15 protein-coding genes are annotated in these 17,748 nt (G+C 62.3%); 13 read left to right on the top strand and 2 right to left on the bottom strand.

Annotation, left to right across the window (positions count from 1 at the left end; translation table 11 throughout):
* Window positions 1-144 precede the first annotated feature (144 nt).
* The gene (locus ACVWSC_RS17250) at window positions 145-1,632 is read left to right on the top strand and encodes an NCS1 family nucleobase:cation symporter-1 (RefSeq protein WP_442108035.1); all 1,488 of its coding nucleotides are present in this window, start codon (window positions 145-147) and stop codon (window positions 1,630-1,632) included.
* 32 nt (window positions 1,633-1,664) lie between these two features.
* A complete protein-coding gene (locus ACVWSC_RS17245) occupies window positions 1,665-2,948 on the top strand; it encodes a Zn-dependent hydrolase (protein ID WP_442108033.1) in 1,284 nt (427 codons plus the stop codon).
* A 70-nt stretch (window positions 2,949-3,018) separates the two neighbouring features.
* Here the strand turns inward: ACVWSC_RS17245 and ACVWSC_RS17240 are convergent, their stop codons facing one another.
* The gene (locus ACVWSC_RS17240; protein WP_442108031.1) at window positions 3,019-3,888 is read right to left on the bottom strand and encodes a LysR family transcriptional regulator; all 870 of its coding nucleotides are present in this window, start codon (window positions 3,886-3,888) and stop codon (window positions 3,019-3,021) included.
* A gap of 280 nt (window positions 3,889-4,168) precedes the next feature.
* Here ACVWSC_RS17240 and ACVWSC_RS17235 point away from each other — a divergent pair, with 280 nt between their 5' ends.
* The 4 genes from ACVWSC_RS17235 (at window position 4,169) to ACVWSC_RS17220 (ending at window position 9,827) form a co-directional block, all read left to right on the top strand.
* On the top strand, window positions 4,169-5,485 hold the full coding sequence (locus ACVWSC_RS17235; RefSeq protein WP_442108029.1) for an MFS transporter: 1,317 nt from the start codon (window positions 4,169-4,171) through the stop codon (window positions 5,483-5,485).
* 20 nt (window positions 5,486-5,505) lie between these two features.
* A complete protein-coding gene (locus ACVWSC_RS17230) occupies window positions 5,506-6,897 on the top strand; it encodes an FAD-dependent oxidoreductase (protein WP_442108027.1) in 1,392 nt (463 codons plus the stop codon).
* Between the two features lie 96 nt (window positions 6,898-6,993).
* Window positions 6,994-7,701 (top strand): YebC/PmpR family DNA-binding transcriptional regulator, encoded by a 708-nt coding sequence (locus tag ACVWSC_RS17225; protein WP_442108025.1) that lies wholly within the window; start codon window positions 6,994-6,996, stop codon window positions 7,699-7,701.
* Window positions 7,702-7,937: 236 nt separating this feature from the next.
* Window positions 7,938-9,827 (top strand): propionyl-CoA synthetase, encoded by a 1,890-nt coding sequence (locus ACVWSC_RS17220; protein WP_442108023.1) that lies wholly within the window; start codon window positions 7,938-7,940, stop codon window positions 9,825-9,827.
* 119 nt (window positions 9,828-9,946) lie between these two features.
* Here the strand turns inward: ACVWSC_RS17220 and zapE are convergent, their stop codons facing one another.
* The gene (gene zapE, locus ACVWSC_RS17215) at window positions 9,947-11,032 is read right to left on the bottom strand and encodes a cell division protein ZapE (RefSeq protein WP_442108021.1); all 1,086 of its coding nucleotides are present in this window, start codon (window positions 11,030-11,032) and stop codon (window positions 9,947-9,949) included.
* A 210-nt stretch (window positions 11,033-11,242) separates the two neighbouring features.
* On the opposite strand from zapE, the gene ACVWSC_RS17210 reads away from it, so the two are divergent.
* From ACVWSC_RS17210 to ACVWSC_RS17180, 7 genes are all read left to right on the top strand, one after another.
* Complete coding sequence (locus ACVWSC_RS17210) at window positions 11,243-11,770, top strand: Csu type fimbrial protein (protein WP_442108019.1); 528 nt, start codon at window positions 11,243-11,245, stop codon at window positions 11,768-11,770.
* Window positions 11,771-11,819: 49 nt separating this feature from the next.
* Window positions 11,820-12,350 (top strand): Csu type fimbrial protein, encoded by a 531-nt coding sequence (locus tag ACVWSC_RS17205; protein ID WP_442108017.1) that lies wholly within the window; start codon window positions 11,820-11,822, stop codon window positions 12,348-12,350.
* A 17-nt stretch (window positions 12,351-12,367) separates the two neighbouring features.
* Window positions 12,368-12,901, top strand: a complete 534-nt coding sequence (locus tag ACVWSC_RS17200) for a Csu type fimbrial protein (protein WP_442108015.1) — start codon at window positions 12,368-12,370, stop codon at window positions 12,899-12,901.
* Window positions 12,902-12,913: 12 nt separating this feature from the next.
* Complete coding sequence (locus tag ACVWSC_RS17195) at window positions 12,914-13,405, top strand: Csu type fimbrial protein (protein ID WP_442108013.1); 492 nt, start codon at window positions 12,914-12,916, stop codon at window positions 13,403-13,405.
* A 43-nt stretch (window positions 13,406-13,448) separates the two neighbouring features.
* Window positions 13,449-14,237, top strand: coding sequence for a fimbrial biogenesis chaperone (locus ACVWSC_RS17190; protein ID WP_442114321.1), 789 nt, complete (start codon window positions 13,449-13,451; stop codon window positions 14,235-14,237).
* A gap of 116 nt (window positions 14,238-14,353) precedes the next feature.
* Entirely contained in the window at window positions 14,354-16,648 is a 2,295-nt protein-coding gene (locus ACVWSC_RS17185; protein WP_442114320.1) for a fimbria/pilus outer membrane usher protein, read from the top strand.
* Entirely contained in the window at window positions 16,645-17,610 is a 966-nt protein-coding gene (locus tag ACVWSC_RS17180; protein WP_442114319.1) for a Csu type fimbrial protein, read from the top strand. The genes ACVWSC_RS17185 and ACVWSC_RS17180 overlap by 4 nt, the downstream gene beginning before the upstream one ends.
* Window positions 17,611-17,748 lie beyond the last annotated feature (138 nt).

Below are 17,748 nucleotides of genomic sequence, written 5' to 3'. Positions count from 1 at the left end.
TGTTATTTGATGTGTGAGGAAAACGACCAGTGGTCCTGTCGTTCTTGACAGGTTGTGGAAATGGTCAAGATTTCTCATGGGCACCCGTGATTGCCCCCATAGCCGTGCAAGTACCTCCAAAACACAAAAAATAGTGGAGTGGCCATGCAGCAGACCCGATCGCAAGTGCGTGAACGCGATGGCTTGTATGAACTGGACGCCGGTAGCGACGTCCTCGACAGCCCCCGATACAACCACGACATCGCGCCGACCAAGGTGCATGAGCGCACCTGGAACAAATGGCACATCACCGCGTTGTGGGTTGGTATGTCGATCTGTGTGCCGACCTATACCTTGGGCGGCGTTCTGACGGCTTATTTCGGCCTGACCGTAGGAGAAGCGTTGCTGGCGATCCTGCTGGCCAACGTGGTGGTGCTGATACCGCTGACGCTCAATGCCTTTGCCGGCACCAAATACGGCATCCCGTTTCCGGTGTTGCTGCGCTCTTCGTTCGGTATCATCGGTTCCAACGTGCCGTGCCTGATCCGCGCGCTGGTAGCGTGCGGCTGGTTCGGTATCCAGACGATGTTCGGTGGCCTGGCCATTCACTTGTTCCTGGGCTCGCTGTCGGCCGACTGGAAGGCGTTGGGCGGCACCGGTGAGGTGATCGGTTTCATGCTGTTCTGGTGCCTGAACCTGTGGGTGGTGCTACGCGGCGCCGAGTCGATCAAGTGGCTGGAAACCCTGTCGGCACCGCTACTGGTTTTGGTGGGGGCCGGGTTGCTGGTCTGGGCCTTGCCCAACGTCTCGATCAGCGAACTGATGGCGCAACCGCCCAAACGGCCGGAAGGGGCCAGTGTCTATGGTTACTTCTTTGCCGGGCTGACGGCGATGGTGGGCTTCTGGGCCACCTTGTCGCTGAACATTCCCGACTTCAGTCGCTACGCCAAAAGCCAGAAAGACCAGATCCTCGGGCAGATTTTCGGCCTGCCACTGACCATGTTTCTGTTCGCAGCGCTGGGGGTGGTGCTGACCGCTGCCTCGGCGTCACTGGTGGGGGAAACGGTGTCTGACCCGGTGAGCCTGATCGGGCATATTCAGAGCCCGATGTGGGTAGCCCTGGCCATGGCCTTGATCATCATCGCGACCTTGTCGACCAACACCGCAGCCAACATCGTTTCGCCCACCAACGACTTCCAGAACCTGGCCCCCAAGTGGATCGGCCGCACCAAGGCGGTGCTGCTGACCGGGCTGGTGGGGCTGTTGCTGATGGCCCATGAACTGCTGAAAAAGCTCGGTTTGATTGTCAGTGACGTCAGCCTTGAGAGCGTCTATTCCAACTGGCTGCTGGGCTACTCCAGCCTGTTGGGGCCGATCGCCGGGATCATGGTGGTGGACTACTTCCTGATCCGCAAACAGACCCTCGACCTGGCCGGCCTGTACCGCGATGACACTTACCCGGCCTGGAATGCCGCAGGCTTCATCGCCTTCGGGGTGCCGGTAGCGCTGACCTTGCTGTCGCTGCAAAGCACGGCGTTCAGCTGGTTCTACGATTTCGGTTGGTTCACCGGCTCCGCCTTGGGCGGGCTGATCTACTACGGGCTTGGCCAACTCAAGCCGGCCCGCACGGCCAACCTCAAACCCACCGTGTAGCGCCTAGGGCCCGTAGAGGCCGGGAGATAAGCATGCAAACAGCACAGGACGTTCTGCAATCGAGCCAACCGCACATCAACGCCGAGCGCCTTTGGCAATCGTTGATGGACCTGGCCCGCCTGGGCGCGACGGCCAAAGGCGGGGTGTGTCGGTTGGCCTTGACCGACCTTGATCGCCAGGCCCGTGATCTGTTCGTCAAATGGACCGAAGCGGCGGGCTGCACGGTGAGCATCGACGGCGTCGGCAATATTTTTGCCCGCCGTCCCGGGCGCAACCCGCAGTTGCCGCCGGTGATGACTGGCAGCCATATCGACACCCAGCCCACCGGCGGCAAGTTCGACGGCTGCTTTGGTGTGCTGGCCGGGCTGGAAGTGATGCGCACCCTCAATGATCTGAACATCGAGACTGAGGCGCCGCTGGAAGTGGTGGTGTGGACCAACGAAGAAGGCTCGCGTTTTGCCCCGTGCATGATGGGCTCTGGAGTGTTTGCCGAGAAGTTCACCCTGGAGCAGACCCTGGCCAAGACCGACGCCGAAGGCATCAGCGTCGGCGAGGCGCTCAATGCCATCGGCTATGCCGGGCCCAGAGCGGTCAGCGGCCACCCGGTGGGGGCCTATTTCGAAGCGCACATCGAGCAGGGCCCGATCCTTGAAGACCAACAGAAAACCATCGGCGTGGTGCTGGGCGCCCTCGGGCAGAAATGGTTCGACCTGACCTTGCGCGGTGTCGAAGCACACGCGGGTCCGACGCCGATGCATCTGCGCAAAGACGCCCTGGTCGGTGCCAGCGCGGTGGTTGCCGCAGTCAACCGCGTGGCCTTGGAACATCAGCCGCATGCCTGTGGCACAGTGGGGTGTCTGCAGGCTTATCCGGGCTCGCGCAACGTGATTCCCGGTGAAGTGCGCATGACCTTGGATTTCCGTCATCTGGAGCCGGCCCGGCTCGACTCGATGATTGCTCAGGTACGTGATGTGATCAGCAGCACCTGCGAGCAGCATGGGCTCAGCCATACCCTGACACCGACTGCCGATTTCCCGCCGCTGTACTTCGACAAGGGCTGCGTCGAGGCGGTACGCAGTGCGGCGCAGGGGCTGGGGTTGTCGCACATGGACATTGTCAGTGGTGCCGGGCATGACGCGATTTTTCTCGCCGAGCTGGGGCCAGCGGGGATGATTTTCGTGCCTTGTGAAGGTGGGATCAGCCATAACGAAATCGAGAATGCCTCGCCCCGGGACCTGGCCGACGGTTGCGCGGTGCTGCTGCGCGCCATGCTGGCGGCGGCGCAGGCGGTGGCGCGGGGGAGGGAGGCGGCGTAGCCTTCGATCGCGGGGCAAGCCCGTTCCACAGGCAGTTCAGATAACCTGTGGGAGCGGGCTTGCCCCGCGATCAAAGACTGTCCCGCACCATCTGCAAAAACGTCGCCACCAGCCGCCGCGAACTCTGCTCGCGCAAGCACACCAGGGTCTCGGTCAGGCGCCGCTGACAATCGACAATCGGCAGCGCACACACCCGCGCATCGGCGCCGAACTCGGCTGCCGACACCACCCCCACGCCAATCCCCACCACCACCGCCTCGCGCGCCGCTTCACGACCTTCAACCTGGATCGCCGGACGAATGCGCAGGCCCGCGCGTTGCATTTCTTCTTCCAGGGTTTGTCGGGTTACCGAGCCCGGTTCACGTAACACGATGGGGGTGTCGTCAAGGTCGGCCAGGCTGATCGATTCGCGGTCGGCCCAGGGGTGGTGACGGGACACGAACGCCACCATCGGATCGCTGCGCATCGGCACGCACAGCAGGCGCTCATCATCCACGTCGCGGCCAAGCAGGGCCAAGTCGGCCTGATAATTGAATAGCCGTAGCAGCGACTCATCAGTGTTACCGGTTTCCACCTTGACGCTGATGCCGGGGTACTGCTGGCAGAACTGGGCGATTTGCGGCAGCACGTGCACCGGCGCGTCTACCGCCAGCACCAGGGTGCCGGTCTGCAACGCCCGTGAGTCCTGCAGCAGCTCATGGGCCTCGGCCTCGCAGGCGAACAGGCGTTGGGTAATGCCCAGCAGGCGCTCACCAAGGTCGGTCAATTGCACGGAACGTTTGTTGCGATGAAACAGCAATACGCCGAAGCGCTCTTCGAGTTTGCGTACCTGGTCGGAGATTGCCGGCTGGGTCAGAAACAGGCGTTCGGCAGCACGGGTGAAGCTGCCGTGCAGGGCAACGGCATGAAAGGCTTTCAACTGGGCATGGGAAACCGACATCGAAGTACCTATTACAAGCTGAGCTTATTTGTGAAATACGATAAATCGATTTTATTTATCAGTCAGTAATTGTTTCTATCTCATCCAGCCCGCCCTGTCACCTGCAGTGACTGGTGGGTCATGGACCTGGCTGACAAGGCATAACAATACCCGCATGCTCCAGGTTCCATCTGACCAGGTGACGGCCCCGACCGGCCGCCACGCAGTGCGCAACACAACAACAAAACAGGCGTTTTTTCAAATTCTGCCGGCACACTCAAGCTCCGAGGTCAGGGTCACCATGAATAAACACATTGCAGATATAAAGCGTTGGCGCGTGCAGATTTTTGCCGTTACCTGGATTGCCTACGCTGCGTTCTACTTCACCCGCAAAGCCTTCTCGGTCGCCAAGTTGGGCATCGGCGAAGACCCAAGCTTCACCCTCGATAAAATGGCCATGGCCAACCTCGACGCCATCTACCTGGCGGCTTACGCAGTAGGGCAGTTCACCTGGGGTATGCTCGCCGACCGTTTCGGGCCACGGGTGGTGGTGCTGGGCGGCTTGATCATTTCTGCGGCGGCGGCCCTGGTCATGGGCAGCTACGCGACCTTCCCGATTTTCGCTACCTGCATGCTGGTTCAGGGCTTGGCGCAGTCCACTGGCTGGGCGGGGTTGTGCAAGAACATCGGCAGTTTCTTCCCATCATCGCAACGCGGACGGGTGCTGGGGCTATGGAGCTCGTGCTACGCCTTTGGCGGCCTGGTTGCCTCGCCATTCGCCGGCTGGTGGGCCTACACCCTGGTCGGCAGCTGGCATGCGGCGTTCTTTTCCAGCGCCGCAGTGGTGGCGCTGGTGGCCGTGTTGTTCTTCTTTTTGCAGCGCAACAAGCCTGAAGACGTTGGCCTGCCAGCGGTCGAGCCAGAACCTGAAAGCATGGTGCCCGGCACGACCATTTGCAGTGTCTGGGCGCCGTTGCGCGAGATTCTGCGTAACCGCACGGTGCTGACCCTGGGCCTGGCCTATTTCCTGCTCAAGCCGGCCCGCTACGCGATTCTGTTGTGGGGGCCGGTGATCGTCTTTGAACAGATGCCTTCGGTGGGCAAAGTCGGTGCGGCGATCATTCCTACCGCTTTCGAACTGGCCGGCCTGCTGGGGCCGATCATGATCGGTCTGGCTTCAGACAAACTCTTCGGTGCCCGGCGTATGCCGGCCTGTGTCATCAGCCTGCTGGTGCTCACCGTGGTCCTGGGCTTGTTCATGGGTGCGATGCAAAGCGGCAGTGTGGCGCTGGTGGTGGCCTTGCTGTTCGTCATGGGCCTGACCCTGTACGGACCTGACTCGATGATCAGTGGCGCTGCTGCCATTGACTTCGGTACCGCCAAAGCCGGTGCCACGGCCGCCGGTTTCGTCAACGGCTGTGGTTCGGTCGGCGCCATCCTCGGCGGCTTGCTGCCGGGTTATTTCGACGGGGTCACGGTGTTTATCGTGTTTGCCGGTTGCGCACTGTTCTCGGCGTTGGTCCTGGTACCGCACTGGAACAGCCGCCCGGCAACGCCTGAGCACACCCCGGCAGTGGCACCGAACACCGCCATGGCCATCAAACCGCTGCGTACCTGAATACGACGAGGACACCGACCATGAGACCCTTCTGGCTGCAACAGGCGCTGGATCAGGAAGATCAACCTGCATGCCCGCCGCTGGCAACCGACACACAATGCGATGTGTGCATCGTCGGCGGTGGTTACACCGGGCTGTGGACGGCGCTGATGCTCAAGGAGCTGAACCCGGCGCTGGATGTCGTGCTGCTCGAAGCCGACATCTGTGGTGCCGGGGCCAGTGGGCGTAATGGCGGTTGTGCGTTGTCGTGGTCGGCCAAGTATTTCACCCTCGAACGGCTGTTCGGGATGCAGGAGGCGGTGCGTCTGGTCAAGGCGTCGGAGCAGAGCATTTATGCGATCGGCGATTTTTGCCGGGCGCATGGCGTCGACGCCGATTACCGCCTCGATGGCACCTTGTACACCGCCACCAACCGCGCCCAGATGGGCGCCACCGATGGCGTGATCGCCGCCCTGGAGCGTCAGGGCATCAATTCGTTCCAGCGCCTGCCGGTGGAGCAGGTGCAGCGCATGGCCGGTTCGGCCAAACACCTGGAGGGCTGGTTTTCGCCCGCCGCAGCCACCGTGCAGCCGGGCAAACTGGTGCGTGGCCTGCGCCGGGTGGCCTTGCAAAAAGGTGTGCGCATTTATGAAGGCACCGCCATGACCGGCCTGCAGGAAGGCCCGCAGGCCGGTATCGAAACCCGCAATGGCACGGTGCGCGCCGGACGCGTGGTGCTGGCCCTCAATGCCTGGATGGCGCGGGCGTTCCCGCAGTTCGAGCGCAGTGTGGCGATTGTTTCCAGTGACATGATCATCACCGAGCCTCGCCCGGAGCTGCTGGGTCAGATCGGCTTGACCAGCGGCGTCAGCGTGCTGGATTCACGGATCTTCGTGCACTACTACCACAACACCAGCGATGGCCGACTGATGCTCGGCAAGGGCGGCAACACCTTCGCCTATGGTGGGCGAATGCTGCCGGTGTTCGACCAACCGTCTCCCTACGAGGCGCTGCTACGGCGCAGTCTGGGTGAGTTCTTCCCGAGCCTGGCCCAGGTACCGGTGGCCGCGACCTGGAATGGCCCTTCGGACCGTTCGGTGACCGGCCTGCCGTTCTTTGGCCGGTTGGGGGCGCACGCTAACGTCTTCTATGGCTTTGGTTACTCGGGCAGTGGCGTCGGGCCGTGTCATATGGGGGGGCAGATCCTCTCTTCGCTGGCCCTGGGGCTGGACAATGAATGGACCCGTTCACCGCTGGTCAACGGACCGCTGGGATACTTCCCGCCTGAACCGATCCGCTATCTGGGCTCGTTGATGGTGCGCAATGCCATTCGTCGCAAGGAACAGGCCGAAGACCACGGCCGCCGTCCGCGGCATATGGACGTCCGCCTGGCGCGCTTTGCCGCGGCGGCGGGCAAGGCCGACAAGGCCTGAGTGGTTTTTTTGTCGATTGCCTGAACGAGGATGTATAAACTGCACCCACTTTGCTGGTCGCTACCTGAACTGGCAGTTGAAACAAAGAGAGTCGAAATGGGCGCACAGTGGAAAGCCAAGCATAGAGAAACAGCAGCCAACGCCAAAGGCAAGATCATGGGCAAGCTGTCCAAGGAGATCCAGATCGCTGCGAAGGCCGGCGCCGACCCGGACATGAACCCACGTCTGCGCCTGGCCATTGAACAGGCTAAAAAAGCCTCGATGACACGCGAGACCCTCGAGCGCGCCATTCGCAAAGGCGCAGGCCTTGATGGTGAAGCGGTGAACTACACGGCGGTAACCTACGAAGGCTTTGCCCCGCACCAGGTGCCGCTGATCGTCGAATGCCTGACCGACAACGTCAACCGCACCGTGGCGCAGATCCGCGTGCTGTTCCGCAAGGGCCAGCTGGGTGCTTCGGGTTCGGTCGCCTGGGACTTCAACCATGTTGGCCTGATCGAAGCGACACCGAACAGCCCTGACGCAGATCCGGAAATGGCTGCTATCGAAGCGGGCGCCCAGGATTTTGCCGAAGGTGAAGAAGAAGGCTCGACCCTATTCATCACCGATACCACCGACTTGGATGCTGTGCAGAAAGCCTTGCCTGCCCAAGGTTTCACCGTGGCTTCGGCAAAAATCGGTTACACCCCGAAGAACCCGGTCAGCGGCTTGAGTGACGAGGCGATGGCCGAGGTTGAAGAGTTCCTCAGCGCCATCGATGACCACGACGACGTGCAAAACGTCTACGTCGGCCTGGCCGGCTGATCCCCGGTTCGCTGGAACTGTCTTGATCATCCGGTGTGGGAGCGGGCTTGCCCCGCGATAGCGATAGGTCTGTTACGTCGCATCGCGGGTCAAGCCCGCTCCCACATTTGGCCCGTTCCTGCTGACCCTGCATTTGTGCATATCTGATAAGACTTAAGTCCGATGGCAGTCAGACGATAGCCAGCCATACTCGATATTCGCCCTCTAAATAACAACAAACTCAGGGTTCAGTATCGATGACTTATCAGCACAGCTATGCCCGTTCCATCGCCGATCCCGCTGCTTTCTGGGCCGAGCAGGCCGATGGCCTGGCCTGGTATCGCAAGCCCCTGCAAACCCTCAGCGAGAATTCCGATGGCACCCACCAGTGGTTCGCCGACGGGCGTCTGAACAGTTGCTACCTGGCCCTGGATCATCAGATCGAGCAAGGCCGTGGCGAGCAAACCGCGCTGATCTACGATTCGCCGGTCACCGGCGCTCAACAAACCTTTACCTACAACCAGTTGCGCGACGAAGTGGCGCGCCTGGCCGGGCTGCTACGCTCGCTCGGGGTGCAAAAGGGTGACGGGGTCATCATCTACATGCCGATGGTGCCGCAGGCGGCGATGGCGATGCTCGCCTGCGCGCGTATCGGGGCGGTGCATTCGGTGGTGTTCGGCGGTTTTGCCGCCAACGAGCTGGCGCTGCGGATCGACGATGCGCGTCCGACCTTGCTGCTCACCGCTTCATGCGGCCTGGAGTTCGACCGGGTCATCGAATACAAGCCGCTGGTGGATCGCGCCTTGCAGCTGGCCCGCCATCAGCCGCGGCAGGTGCTGGTGTTGCAGCGGCCACAGGCGCGGGCAACGCTGGTAGAAGGTCGTGACCTGGACTGGCAAGACGCCGTGGCCACAGCCAGCGCGGTGGAGCCAGTGGAGCTGGCAGCAGCCGACCCGCTGTACATCATGTACACCTCGGGCACCACCGGAAAACCCAAGGGTATCGTCCGCGAAAACGGCGGCAACGCCGTCGCCCTTGGCTTTGCCATGCGCCATATCTACGGCATGCAAGCGGGTGACGTGTGGTGGGGGATTTCTGATGTCGGCTGGGTGGTTGGCCATTCGCTGATCGTCTACGGCCCGTTGATGAACGGCTGCACCACGGTGTTCTATGAGGGCAAACCGATCCGTACGCCGGACGCTGGCGCTTACTGGCGGGTGGTTGAGCAGTACCGCGTCAACGGCTTGTTCTGCGCGCCGACCGCCATGCGTGCGATCCGCAAGGAAGACCCTGAAGGCCAACTGTTGCGTCGTTACGACCTGAGTTCCCTGCGTCAGTTGTTCCTGGCCGGTGAAAAGTTGGACTCCAGCACCCATCAGTGGCTGGAGTCGACCAGCGGCAAGGCTGTTCACGATCACTGGTGGCAAACCGAAACCGGCTGGCCGGTGACCGCACCTTGTGTGGGGCTGGACGGCAGCGCGGCGCGCCCTGGTTCGAGCAACCGCGCGGTGCCGGGCTACCATGTGCGTGTGCTGGATGACGACGGCCAACTGCTGGGGGCCAACCAGCAAGGCGCCATCGTCATCGCCTTGCCGTTGCCACCGGGTTGCAGCCAGACCTTGTGGGGCGACCACCAGCGTTACCTGGACGCCTACCTCAGCACCTATCCGGGCTACTACCACACCGGTGATGGTGGTTATCTCGACGAAGACGGCTTTGTCTACATCATGGGGCGCACCGACGACGTCATCAACGTCTCCGGCCATCGCCTGTCTACCGGCGAAATGGAGGATCTGGTGGCCCGTCATGCGGCGGTGGCCGAGTGTGCGGTGATTGGTGTGCATGACGAGATCAAGGGGCAGGTGCCCTTGGCCCTGGTGGTGCTCAAGGACGGTCAGGCGATCAGTGAAGCGGCGTTGCAGAGCGAGCTGGTGGCCAGCGTGCGCGAGCAGATCGGAGCGTTGGCGTGTTTCAACCAGGTCAGGGTGGTCAAACGCCTGCCCAAGACCCGTTCGGGCAAGATCTTGCGCGCCGTGCTACGTAAAATTGCCGACCAGCAGGCCTACACACCGCCCTCGACACTGGATGATCCGGCGGTACTTGGCGAAATCGAAGCGGTGCTGGCGAGCTTCGCCCGCGCAGGCTGAATGCTAATGCTGTAGGTAACTGTCTTGCACCACCTGTGGGAGCGGGCTTGCCCCGCGATTGAAGTGTATCTGTCACACCGCGATCGCGGGGCAAGCCCGCTCCCACAGCAAGCCCGCTCCTACTGTAATTGCCCCAGGCGGCTACGGGTCCGCGCCAGGTCGCTGGCGCTGCCGGCGAGGCTATCAGCCAGTGGCCTGCTGCCAATCAGCACCAGATGCTTGTCCTGGTCATACAGCACGTCCACCAGGTTGATGAAGCGCTGCTGTTCGGCAATCGAACACGCCTCCAGACACGGCAAGCCGTCGATAATCCAGTGGTCGAAGCGCTGGGCCAGTTCCAGATAATCAATCACGGCCGTAGGCTGTTCGCAGATCTGGGCAAAATCAAACCCCACCGTACCCTCCGCGATCAACCGGGCCTGCAACTGACGCTGGCCCACGTTCAGTATCTGCGGTGCGCTTTCAAACGCCGGCAAGCGCAACGCCTGGCGTTGTTCAGCGCTGCCCGGCCAGAGGTAGTGGCCCTGAGTAAAACGCTGCTGGCTGGTATTGCCCGGCAGGCTGCGGTAGTCCTGGTCGCCACCCACTTCCAGCACCTGCATCTGACTGTTGATCAGGCGGATCACCGGCTCGAAACGCTGGTGATAGAGCGGGTTGGGCAACAGGCCTTCGGGGGCATAGTTGGAGGTCAGCAGAACGAAGATGCGCCGCTCGAACAAGGCCTGGAACAGGCGGGTGATCAGCATCGCATCGCCGATATCGTGCACATGGAACTCATCGAAGCACAGCACCTGACAGCCTTGCAGCAATTGATCCAAGGTGCAGGCCAGGGCGTCTTGCTGGTGGCGGTGTTCGAACATGCCCTGGTGCAAGCGGGCAAAGAAGTCATGAAAGTGTAAACGGCGCTTGTGCACGTGGGGCAGGGCCTGAAAGAAGCCGTCTAGCAGCCAGCTCTTACCTCGTCCGACCGCGCCATGCAGGTACAGACTGCGGGCCCGGCCACTGTCCAGGCGCCCAGCCTCAGCGATCATGTGTTCAATGACCTGCAACTGACCTGCGCTCAAGGTGAAACCCTGCGCAGCGGCCTTGTGGCGAAAATGCTGACGAACGGTACCGGCAAGGTTGGCCGGGTCGTGCGGCGCAGGCTTGAGGCGTTGGCGCAACGCGCGTAGCGGTGAACGTATCCAGGACGGGCGGGCAGACAAACTGGGCTCCTCGAGGCTTTCAGGACTCAAGGGGCGGCTTGAGCAAGCGCGGTTAATTTAACCCAAATGCCCCGCAGCTGACAGCCTGCAGGTGCGGCAACGGACGGGCAAAATCCTCTACCAGGCCTGTACATTTCCATGCGTTCTGGCAGCTTTTGCTTGCACTGCTACCCTCAAGGGCAGGTCAATCCTGCTGTAAAGGACGGGATAGTGAAAGGACGCTCTCTGGCCGCGCTGCTCGGGCTATTCATTGCTCAAAGCCCAGTGGCCGCCGAATTGATGGTCGAAGTCAAAATGGAGGTACAGCGTGGCTGCGTGCTCGTTCACCAGCCCCGCGAGGCCGGCGCCCAGGCCTTGGGCGTGATTGACTTTGGCACCGCCGCCCGCCTGGACGATCCGTCCGGGCCGAGGACCGCGCAGCTGCTCAGCCAGCGTCCGCCGCGTCTTGAGTGCAACCCGGACACCAGCTACCAGATTCAGGTCGATGCCGGCCAACACGGTGGTGTAGGGGAGGTGCGCTATCTGGCCAGCGGCCAGCCGTCGGCACAACCGATTCCCTATCGCTTGTACCAGGACCCGGCCTGGCGCGAACCCCTGCCGGTCAATGAAATCCAGCACGCACGGGTGCCCGGCAGTGGCTCGGTTGAGTTGCCGCTGTATGCCCGCATCGACCGCATGACGCAGATACCGGTGGTGGGACGTTATTCGGATTTACTCAAGGTGACGGTCATCTGGTGACGATCACTGCACGGCCTGGCAAGGCGTGCCTGCTAAAGGAACTGGCAGTATGAACAAGATCCTGTTGTTGAGTGTGGGGCCGCTGTTACTGCTGAGCCCCGACGCCTTTGCCGCAGTCTCCGGGCATATCCAGGCGCGACTGGTGATCAGTGCGGCGTGCCAGGTCAGTGGCGACCCAGGCGGCAGCCTCGACAACGACGGCAATGGCGTACTCGATTTCGGCAGCCAGGGCCCGAGCTGGACCAGCCCGCTGCGTTCGCACGTTGACGAAGAGGGCAGCAGCGGCAGCCTGCACGTGCGCTGCAACCCTTCAGTACGGGCGTTTACCGTGAGCATCAATGGCGGCGCCCACGGCGATGGCGCCAATCGCCGCCTGAGCAATGGCCGTGAACTGATTGCCTATCAATTGGCATCCGACCCCTCCGGCAGCGCCCGCTACGGCATTGGCCAGCAACGCAATTTTGCCATCAGCAGCGCAGCGCAGATCCCCATACCGATCTATGGCGTGGTGGTCGCCCATCCCCAGGCGCTGCCGGCCGGTATTTATCGCGACACCCTGATGGTGACCCTGGACTGGTAACACGCAAGGAGTGACTCATGCAGCCTTATCTCTCACGCTTCATCTACGCAGGCCTGGGCCTGGCGCTGTGCACGCAGGCTCAGGCCGCCAGCGTCACCGGAACGATCAATGCCAGCCTGACACTGATCGCCAGCTGTCAGGTCAACGGTTCCGGCGGCAGCACCGGTCTTAACTTTGGTGCGTTGAACTTCGGTACCCAGGAGGCGCTGTTTACCCAGGCGCCGGGCCAGGTGTTGGGCGGTGGTGGTAACGCCATGAGTATTCTCTGCTCCAGCGGTACTGTGCCGGTGATCAAGGTCGGCGCCGGTGCCCACGATTCGCAATCCGCCGGTGGCACGCGGGCACTGGCCGATGGCAGCGGCAACTTTGTGCCCTACGATTTCTACACCGATGCCGGGCATTCACAGGTGCTGGCGATCAACGGCACCATCACCCTGCCGACCAGCACCGGGGTGGCACAAACGGTCAACCTCTATGGCCTGGCCAAGGGTAAGGCGAATCTGCCGGCCGGAACCTACACCGACACCGTGAATGTCGAGTTGAGTTTCTGAGGCGTGGTGCGGTTGCAGTATGGGCTGCTGGCAGGGTTGCTGTGGCTGCCACCGGGGCCGTTGTCAGCGGCGCTCACCAGTACCTTCCAGGTCAGCGCCCAGGTGGTGGCGGGGTGCCTGGTGGTCGGTGGCGTCAGCACCTACGGCAACCTCGATTTCGGCAACTACTCGGCACTGCTCAGCGGCCCGGTCAGCACCACGCTCAGTGGCACCACCGTGACCTTGCAATGCACGCCGGGGGTAAAGCTGAGCATGAGCATCAACGCCGGCCAGAACAACAGCAACGGCCGCAACCTCAAACGCAGCAGCGGCTCGCAGCTGGTCGCTTATCAATTGTTCAGTGACGCCGGTTTCAGCCAGAGCATTGGTATCGACCAGCCGGTTGCCGTGAGCTACAGCAACGCCAATGCAATCACGCTACCGCTGTACGCCCGGGCACAACTGAGCGGCAGCGTGCCAGCGGGCAGCTACACCGATGTGCTGCAGGTGCAATTGACCTGGTGAGGGACTTGCCGGGGGCCATCGACAATCAAGGAGAAGATGGATGATGTCAGGTACGGGCAAAGCGCGGCGGCTCATCAGCGGGCTCGGCGTTACCCTGGCGCTGCTCTGCGCAGCACCACTGCAGGCCGCCACCTCGGTGCTGATCTGGCCGATCGATCCGGTGCTTGAGGCCGATCAGAAAGCCGGGGCGTTATGGCTGGAAAACCGTGGTACGTCGGTGACCAACCTGCAAGTGCGGGTGTTCGCCTGGCGCCAGGGCGACTATGACGACCAGTACCAGGCCCAGCGCGAGATCATCGGCAGCCCGCCGGTGGCCACGATCGCGCCGGGGCAAAAGCAGTTGATCCGCCTGACCCGCACCAGCGCCTCACCGGTGGGCCAGGAGCAGGCTTACCGGATCATCATCGACGAAATCCCACCAGCGTTGCCCGACATCGCCAGCAGCGGCAAACCCCAGGCCGCCATTCGCTTTCAGATGCGCTATTCGGTGCCGTTGTTCGTGTATGGCCAGGGCCTGTGGGGCAAGCCCGACCCCAATGGCCAGCGTGATCAGAGCGGTGTCGGCAAGCCGTCGCTGAGCTGGCGCCCGGTGTCGGTACAAGGCCGCCCGTACGTCGAGATCCGCAACACGGGACCGGTGCATGCGCGCTTGACCGATGTCGTGCTGCAACAGGGTGGCAACCCTCGGCCGCTGGTTGAAGGCTTGCTCGGTTACGTACTGCCCGGCGCCAGCATGCGCTGGCCGCTGCCGCAGCCAATGACTGCGGCGTCGGTGCTAAAGGGGCGGGTCAATGGACAGGAGCCGGCACAGACCCTCAGCCAGGGCCAGTAAGTAGCAGGTGACAGTGCAGGATCAGGGGCCAGGGAGGACCCGGTAATGGTTGGATACGGTGCGTGAGTATTCGTTCGGGCGCGTTCGGCCCGCAGGTACTGAAGGCATGTGTGCTGCTGCTTTGCTGTGGCCCGCTGTTCGGCGGCGAACTGCCGCCGCCACCGGCGAGCCTGGAGGCCGTTGGCGATGCGCAGTTGTACCTGGAACTGGTGGTCAATCAGATGAGCAGCCCTGAACTGGTGGTGGTGCAGCAACGCGCCGGGCGCCTGTACATGGCCAGCGCCGACCTGCAGGCCGCCGGTGTGCAAGTGCCAGGGTTGGCTGACGGGGACGTGGCGCTGGACAGCATCAACGGCTTGCACAGCGATTACGACAGCCAGGGGCAACGCTTGCTGCTGCAAGTGCCTGCGGCCTGGTTGCCGACCCAGGCCATCGGTAACCGCCAGCTGTACCCGGCCAGCGAAGCCCACAGCAGCCTGGGGGCGCTGCTCAACTATGACCTGTACCTGAGCGATAGCGACGATGCGGGCACTTACCTGGCGGCGTGGAACGAAGTGCGCCTGTTTGACACCTGGGGCACCTTGTCGAGCACCGGGCAGTGGCGTCAGGCCTTGGCTGGCGATGACGTCGACGACAGCCAGAAAGGCTTTCGCCGCTACGACACCACCTGGCGCTACACCGATGAAACCCGACTGCTCACCCTGGAGATGGGTGATGTACTCAGCGGCGCCTTGCCCTGGACCAGTTCGGTGCGCCTGGGTGGTATCCAGGTGTCGCGCGACTTTGCCGTACGTCCGGACCTGGTCACCTATCCATTGCCGGCCTTTGCCGGTGAAGCGGCGGTGCCTTCATCCCTGGACCTGTTCATCAACGGCTACAAAAGCTCCAGCGCCCAGTTGCAGCCCGGGCCCTACACCCTGACCAACATTCCCTTCATCAACGGCGCCGGCGAAGCGGTGGTGGTGACCACCGATGCTCTCGGGCGGCAGGTATCCACCACGCTGCCGTTCTATGTCACCAGCAGCCTGTTGCAAAAAGGCTTGAGCGACTTCTCGGTGGCCGCCGGCAGCCTGCGCCGCGACTACGCCTTGCGTGACTTTGCCTATGGTCCGGGGGTGGCCGCTGCCAGCCTGCGCTATGGCCTAAGTGACCGTTTTACCCTGGAAAGTCATGCTGAAGTGGCAGAGTCCCTGGCTCTGGGGGGGCTGGGCGGCAACTGGCAGGTGGGTAACTGGGGCGTGGTCAATGCGGCGTTGAGCCAGAGCCGTTTCGACAGCCTGAGCGGGCAGCAATGGAGCCTGGGCTATCAGTACAACAGCCCGCGCCTGGGCTTCAATTACCAACGCTTGCAGCGCCGTGGCGACTACGCCGATCTGTCGCTGCTCGACAGCCCTTACACGCGCCTGAGCCAGCGCAGCGAGCAGGTCAGCCTGAGCCTCAACCTGGCGCGCTACGGCAGCCTGGGTGCGGGCTACTTCGATGTACGTGCCGGTGACAACAGTCGTACCCGCTTGCTGAACCTGAGCTGGAGCAAACCCTTGTGGGGCAACAGCAGCCTGTACCTGTCAGCGAACCGCGAAATCGGTAACAGCCAATGGGCCGTGCAGGCGCAATGGGTCATACCGTTCGACCTCAGTGGCACCTTGAGCTTGAGCCTTGAGCGCAGCAACAGCGGTGAACAGCTGCAGCGGGTCAACTACAGTCGCGCCGTGCCGGTGGACAGTGGTGTGGGCTACAACCTTGGCTATGCCAATAGCGACCGCGAGGCCTATCGCCAGGCCGACCTGACCTGGCGCTTGCAGGCGGTGCAGTTACAGGTCGGCGCCTATGGCACCGAGTCTGACACCACGCGTTGGGCGGATGCCAGTGGCTCGCTGGTGTGGATGGATGCCGGGGTGTTTGCCGCCAATCGCATCGACGATGCGTTCGTGGTGGTCAGCACCGATGGCTTTGCCGACGTGCCGGTGCGCTACGAAAATCAGCTGGTCGGCCGTACCGACAACAACGGCCATTTGCTGGTGCCATGGAGCAGTGGTTACTACCGCGGCAAATACGAAGTTGATCCAATGGAATTGCCCAGCACCGTGCAAGTGTCGCAGGTGGAGCAGCGTATAGCGGTACGCCGTGGTAGCGGCTATTTACTCGAGTTTCCGATGCAGCGGGTGGTCGCGGCGAGCCTGCACCTGGTCGATGCGGCGCAGCACGACCTGCCGCTGGGCAGCCAGGTGCTGGACGAGCAGAGCGGGGCGCGCACGGTGGTGGGTTGGGATGGCTTGGTGTACCTGGAAGGATTGTCGGAACACAACAGTGTGAAAGTGGCGCTCAGCGATGGCAGCAGTTGCCGGGTGCAGTTCAAGGTACCGGCTGATCAGGCGCAGGTGCCGCTGATCGGGCCGCTGGTATGCCAATGAAGTGGCTGATGGCGAGCTTGTTACTGCTGATCAGCGCCCAGGCCCAGGCGCTGTGTTCGGTCGTGGCGACCAACCCGGCCAGCTTTGGCAACCTGAATTCGACCCAGGTGCGCCTGGTGGTTCAATCGGCATCCACCACCAACGCCGGCTTGCAGTGCACTGGCTCGCTGTTGAGCCTGCTGGCCAGCGACGACCATTTCTATGCCACCTTCACCCCCGTTGGTGGTACCACCGGGCTGGTCGGGCCGACTGGCGACATCATCAACTACACCCTGTATGCCAACAACACCACCAACTTCGTCATCACCCGCAACCAGCGCTATGACTTCGCCCGTAATGGCATCATCGATGCGCTGGGATTGCTCAACGGTACCGTCCCCAAGAGCGTGCCGATTTACCTGAAAACCCTGATCGGCAGCAACGTTGCCGCGGGGCTGTATCAGGAGACCTTCGTGGTGGAGTGGGATATCAACTATTGCTACGGCCTCAGTGTGATCAATGTATGCCTGGGCCGTCAGGTATTAAAACAGACCACCAACCTGACCGTCAGCCTGACTGTGACCAACGATTGTCAGATCACCACCCCGGCGATCAGCTTTGGCAGCGCGCCGGTGATCAGTGGCTTTGCTGCCGTCAACCAGAGTGTCAGCCTGTCGTGCACCAAGGGCAGCAGCTACACCGTGGGCCTGGATGATGGGCAGAACGCGGCGGCAGGAAGGCGGCGGATGAAATCTGCTAACGCTGACTTTCTTGCCTACGACATTTTCAAAAGCGCCGGCAGCCAGCGCTGGGGAGCGCTGAGCAGTGCGCGACGGGCCAGCAGCGACGCGGACATCAACCCGGGCGCAGGCACCGGGACCGGCAGTCAGGTGTTCAATTACAACGCGCGGATCTACAGCGACCAGAGCACACCGCCTGCCGGCACCTATCTGGATAACGTGATTCTCGATGTGCAGTTTTGATTGAGGGTGTTCATCGCGGGGCAAGCCCGCTCCCACCGGTGGTGCAAGACAGTTGCTCACACCGGTGGGAGCGGGCTTGCCCCGCGAAGCGGACTCATCTGATCCGTACAAATCCCCAAGACCTGAATCTGTAACTCA

It is taken from the genome of Pseudomonas sp. NUPR-002 (genome assembly GCF_056322725.1).
Note: the sequence above shows the minus strand (reverse complement) of the source record. Positions and strands in the feature narration are given on the sequence as shown.